A 14,021-nucleotide genomic window follows, 5' to 3' on the forward strand; every position below is an offset into this window, starting at 1 on the left:
CCGGGCGGCCGATGCATCGCATCGGCGCCCGACCGGGGCGGCCGCTTACGGCTGTGGGGCGTTGACCCACTGGCCGTCCCGCCAGGCAAACGCCATGGTCTGCTCGCCGCGCTCGCTGCCGGCACCGGCGCGGACCGTGCACTCGATCACCGGCGCATCGTCGCCGACCGCGCAGTCGCGCACGTCCAACACCTCGGCACTGTTCATGGCCAAGGTCAGATCCGCACGCGCGCCCGCATCCTGCTCGCGGGCCAGCCGCGCAGCAAACCCCTCGCGCAGCAGCACCTGCACGCGCGCCGTGGGCGGCACCGGTGCCGGCCGCTGACGCTGCTGCTGTGTGTGCAGCAGCGCCCAGCTGCCGTCCACCTGGCTGAAGCGCAGCAGGCGGTGCACCGCGTCCCCGCCATCCTGCGCGGTGACGATGCAGTCCACGCTGGGCGGGCCCGCGTCGGTTACCGGCAGGCAGCCGGACACGGCCTGCAGGCGCGGACGGAAGGCCTCGGCCACCAGACGGCTGCTGTCGTTGGCCGGGCGATCGGCGATGGCCTCATCGAACAGGCGATCCATTGCGGCCTGGGCCTGCGCCAAGGTGGGATCGGAGACGGCGGCATGCGCGACAGGCAGCGCCAGCAGCAGGGCGGGCAGGGTGGACAGGAGCAGAAAACGGGTGCGACGGGTCATGGGGGAACCGGGTCCTTGGAAAGGGCGCGCAGTGTAGGCGGTGCGCGCCATAATGCGGGCATGGGCATTGAAATCGAACGCAAATACCTCGTAACCGGTGATGGCTGGCGCAGTGCCGCCCACGCGGTGATCCCGATGGCGCAGGGCTACATCAACGACTCAGCCGCACTCGACAGCGGCGCGCAGAAGGCCTCGGTGCGCGTGCGCATCCAGGGCGAGCAGGCCTTCCTCAACTTCAAATCGCGCGAGATCGGTCATACCCGGCAGGAGTTCGACTACCCGATCCCGGTCGACGACGCGCGCGCGCTGCTGGCCTTGTGCGTCGGCGGCCTGATCGACAAGCGACGCCACCTGGTGCGCCATGCCGGTCTGGTCTGGGAGGTGGACGAATTCCTGGGCGACAACGCCGGGCTGGTGGTGGCCGAGGTGGAGCTGGAGCACGCCGACCAGGCCATCGAACTGCCCGACTGGGCCGGCACCGAAGTGACCGACCAGGTGCGCTACTACAACCTGGCCCTGGCCGCGCATCCCTACGCGCGCTGGTCAGCCGTTGAACGGGGCCGGTAGGTACCCACCGTTGGTGGGTACGTAGGCGTGCCACGCAAATGCGACGCCCCTTGTTTTGGCCGCCCCCGGCCCACAGTCTGGTCAGATGAAAATCGATATCTGGTCCGACGTGGTGTGCCCCTGGTGCTGGATCGGCAAGCATCGTTTCCAGCAGGGCGTGGCCCTGCTGGGCGATGACGCGCCCGACATCGAGGTGCACTGGCATCCTTTCCTGCTCGACCCCGACGCCGGCACCACCCCGGTACCGCTGCGCGAGGCCTACGTGGCCAAGTTCGGCAGCGCCGAGCGCACCGCGCAGATCCTGTCCCAGACCCAGACCACCGCGCGCGCCGAGGGCCTGCCGATGGACTTCGACCAGGGGCAGGTGCGGGTCACCACCCTGCCAGCGCACCGGCTGCTGTGGCTGGCCGGGCGTGAAGGCGTGCAGGCGGCGGTGGGCGAGGCGCTGTTCCGGGCCCATTTCGTCGAGGGCCGCAACCTGGCCGATACGCAGACCCTGATCGCCGCGGCGGCCGCCGGTGGCATCCCCGCCGAGCGGGTCACCGCGCTGCTGGCCGGCGACGAGGGGCTGCCAGAGATCCAGGCCCAGCTTTCCCAGGCCCAGGCGCTGGGCATCCAGTCGGTGCCCACCTTCGTGGTCAATGACCGCTATGCCATCCAGGGGGCGCAGCCGCCGGAGGCGTTCGCCCAGGCCCTGCGCCAGATCGCCGCGGACATGCCCGAGGCACCTGCGGCGGCGCAGGGTGGCCAGTGCGACGTGGACGGCTGCCCGTAAGAAGGCCGGCCACGGCGCAGGTCGTGGCCCAGTACACGCGGCTTCTGCGACAATGCGGCGGTGCGCCATCATGGCGCCCCGTATTGGAGATCGACCATGCTCGTGATCGGCGTTGCCGGGACCGAACTTACCGCCCAGGAACGCGACTGGCTGCAGCACGATGCGGTGGCCGGGGTCATCCTGTTCAAGCGCAACTTCGCCTCGCGCGAGCAGGTGACCGAGCTGTCGGCGGCGATCCGCGCCGCCGCGCCGCGCCCGCAGCTGATCTGCGTGGACCAGGAGGGCGGTCGCGTCCAGCGTTTCCGTGAGGGCTACAGCGCGTTGCCGCCGTTGCAGGGCTTCGATGCCCTCTACCGGCAGGACCCGCAGGCCGCGCTGGCGCTGGCCGAACAACATGCCTGGCTGATGGCCAGCGAAGTGCGCGCCAGTGGCGTGGACCTGAGCTTTGCCCCGGTGGTGGACCTGGGCCGTGGCAACCTCGCCATCGGCGACCGTGCCTTCAGCGCCGACCCGCAGGTGGTGGCGGCCTTCACCGCGGCCTACGTGCGCGGCATGCACAGCGTGGGCATGGCCGCCACCCTCAAGCACTTCCCCGGCCACGGCACGGTGCGTGAGGACACCCATTTCAACGACGCCTCCGATCCGCGCTCGCTGGACGAACTGCGCGCGCTGGACCTGATTCCGTTCGCGGCCGGCATCGACGCCGGTGCCGATGCGGTGATGATGGCCCACGTGGTCTACCCGCAGGTGGCACCCGAGCCGGCCGGCTACTCGCCGCGCTGGATCCAGCAGATCCTGCGCGACCAGATGGGCTTCCGCGGCGTGGTGTTCTCCGACGACATCGGCATGGCCGCGTCGTTCTCGGCCGGCGGGGTCAAGGCGCGCGTGGATGCGCACCTGGATGCCGGCTGCGACGTGGTGCTGGTCTGCCACCCCGAGCTGGTCGACGAATCGCTGCGTGCGGTGGAACCGCGCACCCTCAATACTGCTGCGCTGCTCGGCCTGATCGGCCGCGGCGCGCTTGGCTGGGATGGCCTGCTGGCCGATGCCCGCCATGGCACTACCCAATCCCGTTTGCTTGACACCCTTGGAAGAACTGTCTGATGCCCAACCTCACCATTTCCCAGGCCCTGGCCCAGGCCGACCTGCTGGTCGACCGTCCCACCATCGACACGGCCATCGCCACCATCGCCGACGCCATCGCGCGCGATTACAAGGGCGAAGTGCCGTTGTTCCTGTCGATCATGCACGGCGCGCTGCCGTTCGCCGGCCAGCTCGCGCTGGAACTGGGCGCACGCGGCCAGGACGTGCAGTTCGATTACCTGCATGCCACCCGCTACCGCGGCGAAACCACCGGCGGCGAGCTGGTGTGGAAGCACAAGCCGGCCACGTCGCTGTTCGGCCGCCGCGTGCTGCTGGTCGATGACATCCTCGATGAAGGCTTCACCCTGCAGGGCGTGCGCACCTGGTGCCTGGAGCAGGGCGCCACCGACGTGCGCATCGCCGCGCTGACGGTCAAGCAGCACGACCGCGCGCTGCCGGACGTCAAGGCCGACTACGCCGGTATCGATCTGCCCGACCGCTATGTGTTCGGCTTCGGCATGGACGTCAATGAAACGCTGCGCTGCGTGCCGGCCATCTACGCGATGAAGGAATGATGGAACACATCGCACTGGCCGTCATTGGCGGCACCGGCGTCTACAAACTGGCCCAGCTCGACGACGTCAGCAGCCACCAAGTGGAAACGCGCTACGGCACGCCATCCGGCCCGATCCGGGTCGGCACGCTGCTGGGCCAGCGCGTGGCCTTCCTGGCGCGGCACGGCGAGGGGCATTCGCTGCCGCCGCACAAGATCAATTACCGCGCAAACCTTGCCGCATTGCAGCAGATCGGGGCGACGCGTGTGTTGGCGCTCAATACGGTCGGCGGCATCACTGAACAGTGCGGCCCGCGCGTTCTGGCCTGCCCGGACCAGCTGATCGACTACACCTGGGGCCGTATTTCGACCCTGAGTGAAGAACCCGGCAGCGAGGTGCTGCATGTGGATTTTGGCCACCCCTACACGACGCTGCTGCGCAGCAAAGTGCTGGCGGCGGCCAAAGTCACCGGCGTGCGTGTGCACGACGGCGGCTGCTACGGCGCCACGCAGGGTCCGCGGCTGGAAACCAACGCGGAAATTGCGCGGATGCGCCGTGATGGGTGCGATCTGGTCGGCATGACCGGCATGCCCGAGGCCAGCCTCGCACGCGAGCTGGGGTTGGACTATGCCTGCCTGGCAATCGTGGCCAACTGGGCCGCCGGCTGTGGCGATGGCGATGAAATCACGATGGCCGAAGTACTGGCCAACGTGGATGCCGCATCGGCCGGATTGCCGGAACTGATCGGCGAATTGGCGCGGGGGTGATTGTCATTGCGGAGCAAGCTTTGCATACTCCGCCAGTGCGCTGGTTGAGCGTACACCACCCATTCATAGAAGAAGGTCTCGCATCACCATGCCGAACGGTACCGTCAAGTGGTTCAACGACGCCAAGGGATTTGGCTTTATCTCGCCGGAGGACGGCAGCGCCGACGTCTTCGCGCACTTCTCCGCGATCAACTCCAAGGGCTTCCGCAGTCTGCAGGAAGGCCAGAAGGTCACCTATGACGTGACCCAGGGCCCGAAGGGCGCCCAAGCCTCGAACATCGTGCCGGCTGAGTAACTCTCGCGCTGCGCATTGAAAAACCCCGCTTCGGCGGGGTTTTTTTTGGGTACCACCCGGTTTGCCAGCGGCGCACGTCAGCGCTCAGGTTCGCGCGTTCCGCGCACCACGTGATGCCCATCACGCTATAAGGACATGCATGCACCCGCAACGACGCACCATCGCCATTGTCGGTTACGGCACCGCCGGCCAGGCATTGGCCGTTCTTCTTTCACGCGACCATCACGACGTGCACGTCTTCGAACGGGCCGCTGCGCCCGGTCCGGTGGGCGCCGGTTTCCTGCTGCAGCCCACTGGCCTGGACGTGTTGTGGCAGATGGGCCTGCTGCCGGACGTGCTTGCGCACGGCGCAGCGGTACGCCGGTTGTATGGCGACACGCCCTGCGGGCGCACTGTGATGGAAATGGGCTATGCGGGTCTGGATGCACGCCTGCACGGCGTCGGCATGCAGCGCGGCGCGTTGTTCACCCTGTTGGCGCAGGCATGGGCGCATCCGGGCAACCTGCAGGCCGACACCACCATCGTGGAGGTGGACGCCGTGCAGGGGCGCGTGCGTGATGCGCGTGGCCAGTGGCATGGGCCGTACGATCTGGTGATCGCCGCCGACGGTTCCGCCTCGACGTTGCGCACCCAGGTGCAGGCCACGCAGCTGGATCGCGAATACCCGTGGGGCGCGCTGTGGTGCCTGCTGCCGCGCGGCGACTGGGCGTATCCCGATGAGCTGCGCCAGCGTTACGTGGCCGCGCGCAAGATGATCGGGTTGCTGCCGGTCGGCACGCGACCGGGCGATGCGCAGCCGCGGCTGAGCTTCTTCTGGAGCCTGCCGCGCGAGCAGTTCGCGCAATGGGAACGCGACGGTCTGCAGCGCTGGCTCGATGAGATTGCCGCGCTGTGGCCCGAAGCGCATGCGCGCCTGGACAGTGTGCGCGACAGTGCGCAGCTGGCGCGTGCGGGGTATCGCGATGCGGTGATGTCGCGCTGGAGCCGCGAGCGGCTGGTGCTGGCCGGCGATGCGGCACACGCGATGAGCCCGCAGCTGGGGCAGGGCGTGAACATGGCGCTGATGGATGCCCTGGCGCTGCGCGATGCGTTGCGCGCGCATGCCGACCGCGACGCAGCGCTGCAGGCCTATGCGGCGCAGCGGCGCGCACACGTGGCCGTCTACCACTTCTGGAGCCGCTGGCTGACGCCGCTGTTCCAATCCGAACGCGACACCTTGGCGCGTGCGCGCGACGTGCTGTTCAAGCCGATGGGGCGCATGCCCGGTGGCAACGGCCACATGCTGCGCGTGCTCAGCGGCACCCAGCGCGGCTGGATGGGCAAACTGGCGCTGAATCCCGGCTTCATCGCGGCGATGCACGCCCATGCGGACCAACCGTCATCAGCTGATAACCCCGCGTGGCGGGCTTCTGCGGGGGAGTGAAGGCAGAATTAACCTGGATTGACGATGAACTCACCCACGACCTGTCACAAGTAACCGGTTGGCCCCGCACACCCGTGCACCTGCCAACCGCTACCTGAAGGAGATGGACATGCTGTTCCCGGCCGAAATCCTGGATGCTGAAATCTGCAAATTGCGCGGACTGCTGCAGATGCTGCACGAGGATCAGCCCGACGTGATGCACGACATTTTCGAGTTCCATGTCACCAGCCTGATCACGCATACCGCACCAGAGCACCACCGCCGCATCCGCGATGCCGCACACGCGATGCTGACCGACATTCAACGGCGGCCGGTTCGACCCGATCCGCCGCGGTCGGAAATCCAGCTGATGCCGCAGGTGCTGGCGGCCGCGTAAGGCCTGCTTCCTGATGCTGGCGCGTCAACGCGCCGGCAATGCAATGGCCTCGTCTTCCACGCAGGCCACCAGCTGTTCGCCGGTGGCAAGCACTGGCGCGATGCCCGCGGTAAACCGCGAGTAGGCCGGCAGCACCGTGAGCCGCTCACGCAGCCAGAACGCCGGCCAACGCCGCTGCATGCCGGGCAGGCGGGCCAGCGGATGCACATGCCCGCACAGCACATGCAATGACGGGTGCGGGTGCGGATCGTGGCGCAGCAGAAACGGCCCCACCTGCAGTTGCTCGCCGAGCAGCGTGAGGCCGAGATCGGCCTTGGGCAACGCCCGGTCGTGATTGCCGGCCAAGGCGCCGATCTCCAACGTGGCGTGCTGCTCGCGCCAGCCCTGCCATTGCCGATACCACGCCGCGCGATGCGCTGGGCCGTGCAGCACGTCGCCGAGAATCCACAGGGTATCCACGGCGTGCTGGTGCAGCAGCGCCGACAGGCGCTCCAGATCGTCGCCGGTACCGCCGCTGGGCAGGCCGATGCCGGCGCGCCGGAACACATCGGCCTTGCCCAGGTGCAGGTCGGCGATCAGCAGCGCCTTGCGCGCTGGCCAGTACAGCGCGCGGGCGCCCAGCAGCAGGACCTGCTCGCCGGCGAGCGTGGTGGGCAACTCAGGTGCCATGGCGGCTCTCCAATTGCGCGGCAGCGCGTTTGACGCGGGTTTTCCAGTCTTCATTGCTGAGCTGGCCGCGCAGGCGTTCGGCCCATAGCGGAAATGACAGCGGACCCAGCGTGCGCGGTGACTGCAGGCACAGCGTACGCCCCTGCAGGCGGTGCAGCGTGGCCGCCAGGCTGTCCAGGTCGAGTTGGCCGTGCAGCACCTCGCGTTCGGCCAGCCCCAGCAGGATGTGGTCCGGATCATGCTGGCGCAGCACGTCGTACAGCAGGCCGCTGGACGCCTGCAGTTGGCGCAGGCTGCGCGGGGTGCGTCCGGGCAATGCCGGTACCAGCATGCCCGACACCCGGGCGATATCGCGGAACTGGCGGCGGGCCAGTTCGGCCAGGTTGAGGCTGTCGCGCAGGTCGTGCAACAGCCCCGCAGGCTGCAGCAGGGCGCGCATGCCGGCCACGTCCAACTCCACCGCGCGTGCCGGCGCCAGCACGAATCCGTAGTCGTTGGCGGCGTAGCCCAGCGTGTTGGGCTGCAGGCGAGCCAGGCGCAGCGCCATCAGCGCGGCCACGCCTTCGTTGATCTGGCGCCCGGCGAATGGATACACGAACACGAACTGTCCCTCGCGACGGCGCACCACTTCCACCAGCAACGACGTCGGGCCCGGCAGCATCGAGATGCGCGACTGCAGGGTGAGCAGGGGCGCCAGCCAGCGCATCTCCGGTGAAGTCGGCGGCGCGGCGAAGACCGCTTCCATTTCCTGCCCCAGTGCTTCGGACAGCGGCAGGCGGCCGCCCTGCCAGCGCGGCACCAGCCCATCGCCGCCCTTGGCCAGGCGCACGTAGGCGGTGAGGTTTTCCAGCCGCACCAGTTCCAGCAGGCGCCCGGCGAACTGGAAGCGGTCGCCCGGGCGCAGCCGCCCCAGGAACTGCTCTTCCACCGAACCCAGCCGGCCACCGCGCAGGAACTGCACGCTTACGCTGCCATCGCTGGTGATGGTGCCGATCGACAGCCGGTGGCGCAGTGCCACGCGCCGGTCATGGACCCGGTACACGCCGTCCTCGTCGCGCACCACCTTGTGGAAGTCCGGATACTGCGACAGCGCGCGGCCGCCCTGCACGATGAACTCCAGCACGCCCTGCCACTGCGCGGCATCCAGTGCCGCGAACGCGTAGGTGCGGCGAACCTGCGCGAACAAGTCCTCGGCATCGAAGCCACCGCCCAGCGCGCAGCTCACGCAATGCTGGGCCAGCACGTCCAGCGACAGCGTGGGCGGGGGGCGCGCTTCGATCACGCCGGCAGCCAGTGCATGCCGTGCCGCGGCATATTCGACCAGCTCCAGCGCGTGCGACGGCACGCACACCAGGGTGCCCGATTCGCCCGGCCGATGCCGCGCACGCCCGGCGCGTTGCAGCAGTCGCGCGATGCCCTTCGGGCTGCCGATCTGCAGCACCTGGTCCACCGCCGGGAAGTCCACGCCCAGGTCCAGGCTGGAGGTGGCCACCACGCAGCGCAGTTGGCCCTCGCGCAGGCCCTGTTCGGCCTGGCGGCGCACGGCTGGATCCAGCGACCCGTGGTGCAGCGCCAGCGTGGACGGATCTTCCGGCCACACTGCCGCCAGCGCCTGGTGCCAGAGCTCGGCCTGGGCGCGGGTATTGGTGAACAGCAAGCTGGTGCGCACCGACAGCAGCTTTTCCAGCACGCGCTGCAACTGCGACAAACCCAGGTGGCCGGCCCACGGGAAGCGTTCGCCGTGGGCGGGCAGCAGCGTGTCCAGATGCACCGGGCGCGGCCGTGCACCGGCCACCAACGGGGCATCGGGAACATCGGGCAGCAGCACCTCGCGCGCCTGCTCCAGGTTGCCCAGCGTCGCCGATAGGCCCCACACCTGCAGCGCAGGCAGCGCATCGCGCAGCCGCCGCAGGTTCAACTGCAGCAGCACGCCGCGCTTGTTGCCCAGCAGTTCGTGCCACTCGTCGACCACCACGCAGCGGAGCTGGCGCATCTTCGCCAGCCCGTCGGGATAGCTGAGCAGCAACGCCAGCGATTCGGGTGTGGTCACCAGCACATCCACGCGGCCCTCGCGCGCCAGCCGCTTGTCCCGCGCGCTGGCATCGCCGGTCCGCAGCCCCACCTGCCAGTCCAGCCCCACCGCGGCCAGCGGTTCGCGCAGGGCGCGGGCGGTATCGGCGGCCAGCGCGCGCAACGGGGTGATCCACAGCACCTGCAGGGCCGGCACCGGCTTGCGTGCGCGACCACCCGCTGGCGCCGGTCGCGTAGCGCTCAGCGCCTGCAGCAGCGGGCCACCGAACACGGCAAGGGTCTTGCCGCTGCCGGTGGGCGTGTGCAACAGCCCGGACGCGCCCGACAGGTAATGGCGCCACACGGTCTTCTGAAAGGGCAGGGGAGCCCAGCCGCGGCTGGCAAACCACGCCACCAGCCGCGCCATCGCCTCGCGCCGCGTCACCGCGCCAGGGCCTGCAACTGGGCCAGCGTATCGGCCTCGCTGGCGGGCTTGTCGCGACGCCAGCGCAGGATGCGCGGAAAGCGCACTGCGATACCGGATTTGTGCCGGGTGCTGCGGTTGACCGCTTCAAAGCCCAGTTCGAACACCTGCTCGCCGCGCACGCTGCGCACCGGCCCGAACCGCTCCACGGTGTTGGCCCGTATCCAGCGATCGAGCGCGAGGATTTCCGTGTCGTCCAACCCCGAGTACGCCTTGGCAACCGGCACCAGCGTGTCGCCGTTCCACACCCCGAAGGTGTAGTCGGTGTACAGCGTGCTGCGCCGGCCATGCCCGGCCTGCGCGTAGATCATCACCGCATCGATGGTCAGCGGATCGATCTTCCACTTCCACCAGTCGCCGCGGCGACGCCCGCTCTGGTACAGCGAATCGTGGCGCTTGAGCATCAGCCCTTCCACGCCGCGTTCGCGTGCCAGCGCGCGTTGCGCGGCCGCGGCCGGCCAGTCGCTGGCCTCCAGCGTGGGCGAGAGCACGATGCGCGGATCATCCAGTGCCTGCAGCAGGGTGGCCAGGCGTGCGCGACGGGCGTGCAGCGGCTGCGTGCGCAGGTCCTCGCCGTCGATCTCCAGCAGGTCATAGGTGAGCACACGCACCGGCGTATCGCGCAGTGTCTTCGGCCCCGGCTTGCGACGCTGGATGCGCGTCTGCAGCGCGGTGAACGGCAGCGGCTGCGCCTCGCCGTCGCGCCACGCCAGCAGCTCGCCATCGATCACGCAGCCGTCGGGCAGCGCCATGGCCGCCGCCTCGATTTCCGGGAAGCGCCCGTCCAGGCGTTCTTCGCCACGCGACCACAGTGCGGCCTCGCCCTTGCGGCGCAGCAGCTGCAGGCGGATGCCATCCCACTTCCATTCCAGCACCCAGTCGGTGATCGGTCCGAGGCTCTCGACGTCGGCCTCCAGCGGTGATGCCAGAAAGAAGGGGTACGGCTGCTGGCGGTCTTCCGGGCGCTCCTGCGGCGACAGCAACGCCGCGAGCAGCCCGGGGGAGGGCACCCACTCGCCGAGCATGCGCTGGGCAATGCGCGCGATGTCGATACCCGACAGCTCAGCCAGTGCCTGCTGCACCAGTCGCTGCGACACACCCACGCGGAGTGCGCCGGTCAGCAGTTTGTTGAACACCAGGCGTTCGTTGGCCGGCAGCTGCCGCCAGCCGTCGAGCACCGCGGCGTGGCGCACCGGTTCGGGCTGGTTGGCCACCGCCAGCAGATGCGTTTCAATCCATTCGGCCAGGGGCCGGTCCGGGCTGCGGCCGGGCGGATCATCCAGCAGCAGGGTCAGGGTTTCGGCGAGGTCGCCCACCTGCGTGTAACTGTCTTCCACCAGCCAGGGTGGCAACCCGGAGGCCTCGCTGATCCACGCGCGCAGTTCACCGCTGGCGGCAATCTTGCGGCGCGCCCCGCCGACCTTGCCGCCACTGAGCAGGTAAAGCGCCCACGCGGCATCATGCGGGCGCGCATCGCGGAAATAGGCGACCAGGGCCGCGCGTTTGTCGAGGGTGGCGGTGCTGCGGTCCAGACGCTCATACAGCGCGGCGAAGGCCTTCATTCCTCGCTCCCGAAATCGGTGCGGAACGCTTCGGCAGCGATGCCACGTTCGCGCAGGAAGGGAATCAGGGCATCGGTGTTGCCATGGGTGGCGATCACCCGGCGCGCGCCGGTCTCGGTGATGGTCTGCAGCAGCGCCGGCCAGTCGGCATGGTCGGACACCACGAACCCCCGGTCGTAGTTGCGTCGGCGCCGGTTGCCGCGCAGCTGCATCCAGCCCGACGCGAAGCCCAGTTGATGCTTGCCGAAGCGCCGCAGCCACGGCGTGCCGGCGGCCGACGGCGGTGCCAGGATCAGCTTCCCGGCGGCATCGGGTTGGCGGCCCTGTTCGGCCACGGTGTGGGTGTCGAGCATGGCAATGCCGGCCTCCCGGTACACCGCCACGCCGTTGGCAATGGCGCCGTGCAGCCAAGCCGGCTGGTCATCCAGCGGCAGCAGTTCGGCCAGCACCCGCTGCGCCTTGCCCAAGGCATAGCAGAGCAGGATGGCCGCTTCGCCGCGTGCGGCGCACTCGTGCCGCCACGCCACGATCTCGGCGGCGACTTCGGCGGTGTCCTGCCAGCGGTAGATCGGCAGGGCGAAGGTGGCCTCGGTGATGAATACATCGCAGGGCACCACCTCGAACGGCGCGCAGGTGGGGTCGGGCTGGCGCTTGTAGTCGCCCGAGGCGACCCAGACCTGCTGGCCATCGTCGATGCGCACCTGCGCCGAGCCCAGCACATGCCCGGCCGAATGCAGCGACACCTCGACATTTCCCACGCGGAACGGGCGGCCGTAATCGTGCGCCTGCAGCGGCACATCGCCCAACCGCCAGCGCAGGATCGGCACGCTGTCGGTGGCGCAGTAGTACTGGCCCATGCCACTGCGCGCATGGTCGCCGTGGCCATGGGTGATCACCGCACGCGGCACGGGCCGCCACGGGTCGATATGGAAATCGCCGGCCGGGCAATACAGCCCTTCCGGGCGAAGTACCACCAGATCGTCATTCGTGCTGCCAGGGCTCATGGCTGCACTGTGCTGTCGCGCTCGTGCAGGAGGTGAGAATCCACCTGAACGGCGCACGACAACCGGATGCGGCAGAATCGGGTGAACCCTTGGCCAGGAGGCCGCTGCGATGTCCTCTGCACTGCCCGCATTCGACACCCATGAGGTATTCAACCAGCCACCGCCGTTCGGTGGCCGCAACCTGTGGGCCGATGACGTGGCCCTGGCCGAGGCGGTGCAGCGCGAAGGCGGCGAGGGGTTTGCGGCGGCGCTGGCGGGCTATGGCGGGTTGGCCGGCGACGCACTGTACCAGCTGGGGTTTGACGCCAACCGCGATAAGCCGCGGCTGCGCACGCACGACGCGCAGGGGCATCGCATCGACACGGTGGAGTTTCATCCGGCGTATCACCAGTTGATGGACGCGGCCAAGGCGCATGGCGTGGCGGGACTGTCCTGGCACGATGGCACTGCAGGTGCGCATGTTGCGCGCGCGGCATTGAGTTACCTGCATCACCAGGCCGATGCAGGCACCAGTTGCCCGCTGACGATGACCCATGCGGCGGTGGCGGTGTTGCGCCAGGACCCGGCGCTGGCCGAGTGGGCCGACAAGGCGGCGGCGCCGCAGTACGATCCGCGCGATGTGCCGATCGCCGACAAGGGCGGCATCACGCTGGGCATGGGCATGACCGAGAAGCAGGGCGGTTCGGATGTGCGCAGCAACACCACGCGGGCCGAACCGCAGGCCGATGGCAGCTATCGCCTGGTGGGGCACAAATGGTTTTTCTCGGCGCCGATGTCCGACGGTTTCCTGGTGCTGGCGCAGGCACCGGCGGGGTTGAGCTGTTTCCTGATGCCGCGCCGTCTTGCCGATGGCAACCGCAATGCGTTCCGGTTGATGCGGTTGAAGGACAAGCTGGGCGACTGGTCCAACGCGTCCAGCGAGGTGGAACTGTGTGGCGCGTGGGCACGCCGGGTGGGCGAGGAGGGCCGCGGGGTGGCGACGATCATCGGCATGGTGATGATGACCCGGCTCGACTGCATGCTGGGGGCGGCGGCGGAAATGCGCATGGCGCTGGCGCAGGCGTTGCACCACACGCGGCACCGGACCAGCTTCGGCAAGCGGTTGTGCGACCACGCGTTGATGGCCAACGTGCTGGCCGATCTTGCGATTGAATCCGAAGCGGCAACCGCGTTCGCGATTCGCGTGGCCGGTGCGGTCGATCGTGCGGGCCACAGCAGCGCGGAGGCGGCGTTCGCGCGCATTGCCACGGCGGTGGGCAAGTACTGGGTGTGCAAGCGCGCGGCGGTGTTCGTCAACGAGGCGCAGGAGTGCCTGGGCGGCGCGGGATACGTGGAGGAGTCGATGTTGCCGCGGTTGTACCGGCAGGCGCCGTTGAATTCGATCTGGGAGGGCAGCGGCAACATCCAGTGCCTGGACGTGCTGCGCGCGTTGTCGCGCGAGCCGCAGGTGGTGCCGGTGCTGGACGCCGAGCTGGATGGTGTGGCGGGCCGCGATGGCATGTTCGATGCGGCGTTGCAGGCGTTGCGCAGTGCGCTGGCGGCGTCGCCGGGCGAGGCGCAGGCGCGGCGCATCACCGAGCAGGTGGCGCTGCTGCTGCAGGCGGCGGTGCTGCTGCGTGCCAACAGTCCGATCGCCAGCGCGTTCGTGCGCTCGCGACTGGGCGGCGAGCATGGCATGGCATTCGGGACGCTGCCGGCGGACCTGGACACCGCGGCGGTGCTGGCGCGGGCGCTGCCGTAGGTCACCACCGTTGGTGGTGACGCGCTTGGT

Annotated in this window: 14 protein-coding genes; 9 read left to right on the forward strand and 5 right to left on the reverse strand. The window is 69.1% G+C overall.

Features of this window, described 5'->3' with window-relative positions; translation table 11 throughout:
- Nucleotides 1-45: 45 nt before the first annotated feature.
- Nucleotides 46-681: a hypothetical protein gene (locus tag DX03_RS21100; RefSeq protein WP_038687000.1), complete on the reverse strand. Its 636-nt coding sequence runs from the start codon at nucleotides 679-681 to the stop codon at nucleotides 46-48.
- Between the two features lie 60 nt (nucleotides 682-741).
- Between DX03_RS21100 and DX03_RS05460 the strand changes: the two genes are divergently transcribed.
- The 8 genes from DX03_RS05460 to DX03_RS05495 all read left to right on the forward strand — a co-directional run bounded on the left by DX03_RS05460 (nucleotide 742) and on the right by DX03_RS05495 (nucleotide 6,521).
- Nucleotides 742-1,248 (forward strand): CYTH domain-containing protein, encoded by a 507-nt coding sequence (locus tag DX03_RS05460; protein ID WP_038687002.1) that lies wholly within the window; start codon nucleotides 742-744, stop codon nucleotides 1,246-1,248.
- Between the two features lie 85 nt (nucleotides 1,249-1,333).
- On the forward strand, nucleotides 1,334-2,023 hold the full coding sequence (locus DX03_RS05465; protein WP_038687004.1) for a DsbA family oxidoreductase: 690 nt from the start codon (nucleotides 1,334-1,336) through the stop codon (nucleotides 2,021-2,023).
- Between the two features lie 96 nt (nucleotides 2,024-2,119).
- A complete protein-coding gene (gene nagZ / locus DX03_RS05470) occupies nucleotides 2,120-3,127 on the forward strand; it encodes a beta-N-acetylhexosaminidase (RefSeq protein ID WP_038687006.1) in 1,008 nt (335 codons plus the stop codon).
- On the forward strand, nucleotides 3,127-3,681 hold the full coding sequence (locus tag DX03_RS05475) for a hypoxanthine-guanine phosphoribosyltransferase (protein ID WP_038687008.1): 555 nt from the start codon (nucleotides 3,127-3,129) through the stop codon (nucleotides 3,679-3,681). The genes nagZ and DX03_RS05475 overlap by 1 nt, the downstream gene beginning before the upstream one ends.
- Nucleotides 3,681-4,427, forward strand: coding sequence for an S-methyl-5'-thioinosine phosphorylase (locus tag DX03_RS05480; RefSeq protein WP_038691933.1), 747 nt, complete (start codon nucleotides 3,681-3,683; stop codon nucleotides 4,425-4,427). The genes DX03_RS05475 and DX03_RS05480 overlap by 1 nt, the downstream gene beginning before the upstream one ends.
- A gap of 88 nt (nucleotides 4,428-4,515) precedes the next feature.
- Complete coding sequence (gene cspE / locus DX03_RS05485; RefSeq protein WP_019183439.1) at nucleotides 4,516-4,722, forward strand: transcription antiterminator/RNA stability regulator CspE; 207 nt, start codon at nucleotides 4,516-4,518, stop codon at nucleotides 4,720-4,722.
- A 139-nt stretch (nucleotides 4,723-4,861) separates the two neighbouring features.
- Nucleotides 4,862-6,145 carry an FAD-dependent oxidoreductase gene (locus DX03_RS05490; protein ID WP_038687011.1) on the forward strand — a complete coding sequence of 428 codons (1,284 nt, stop codon included), beginning with the start codon at nucleotides 4,862-4,864 and terminating at the stop codon, nucleotides 6,143-6,145.
- Nucleotides 6,146-6,254: 109 nt separating this feature from the next.
- Nucleotides 6,255-6,521 (forward strand): hypothetical protein, encoded by a 267-nt coding sequence (locus tag DX03_RS05495; RefSeq protein ID WP_038691935.1) that lies wholly within the window; start codon nucleotides 6,255-6,257, stop codon nucleotides 6,519-6,521.
- Nucleotides 6,522-6,545: 24 nt separating this feature from the next.
- On the opposite strand, the gene pdeM is transcribed toward DX03_RS05495, so the two are convergent.
- From pdeM to DX03_RS05515, 4 genes are read right to left on the reverse strand one after another with little or no spacing between them, the layout of a single operon-like run.
- Nucleotides 6,546-7,190, reverse strand: a complete 645-nt coding sequence (gene pdeM / locus DX03_RS05500) for a ligase-associated DNA damage response endonuclease PdeM (protein WP_038687013.1) — start codon at nucleotides 7,188-7,190, stop codon at nucleotides 6,546-6,548.
- Entirely contained in the window at nucleotides 7,180-9,627 is a 2,448-nt protein-coding gene (locus DX03_RS05505; protein WP_038687015.1) for a ligase-associated DNA damage response DEXH box helicase, read from the reverse strand. Before DX03_RS05505 ends, pdeM begins: the two co-directional genes overlap by 11 nt.
- Nucleotides 9,628-9,641: 14 nt before the next feature.
- The gene (locus DX03_RS05510; RefSeq protein WP_038687017.1) at nucleotides 9,642-11,246 is read right to left on the reverse strand and encodes an ATP-dependent DNA ligase; all 1,605 of its coding nucleotides are present in this window, start codon (nucleotides 11,244-11,246) and stop codon (nucleotides 9,642-9,644) included.
- Nucleotides 11,243-12,250, reverse strand: a complete 1,008-nt coding sequence (locus tag DX03_RS05515) for a ligase-associated DNA damage response exonuclease (RefSeq protein WP_038687018.1) — start codon at nucleotides 12,248-12,250, stop codon at nucleotides 11,243-11,245. Before DX03_RS05515 ends, DX03_RS05510 begins: the two co-directional genes overlap by 4 nt.
- Nucleotides 12,251-12,359: 109 nt before the next feature.
- Between DX03_RS05515 and DX03_RS05520 the strand changes: the two genes are divergently transcribed.
- Nucleotides 12,360-13,991: an isovaleryl-CoA dehydrogenase gene (locus tag DX03_RS05520; RefSeq protein WP_038687020.1), complete on the forward strand. Its 1,632-nt coding sequence runs from the start codon at nucleotides 12,360-12,362 to the stop codon at nucleotides 13,989-13,991.
- The last annotated feature ends 30 nt before the right edge of the window (nucleotides 13,992-14,021 follow it).

The organism is Stenotrophomonas rhizophila, assembly GCF_000661955.1.
In the GTDB taxonomy this organism is placed as follows: Bacteria; Pseudomonadota; Gammaproteobacteria; order Xanthomonadales; family Xanthomonadaceae; genus Stenotrophomonas; species Stenotrophomonas rhizophila.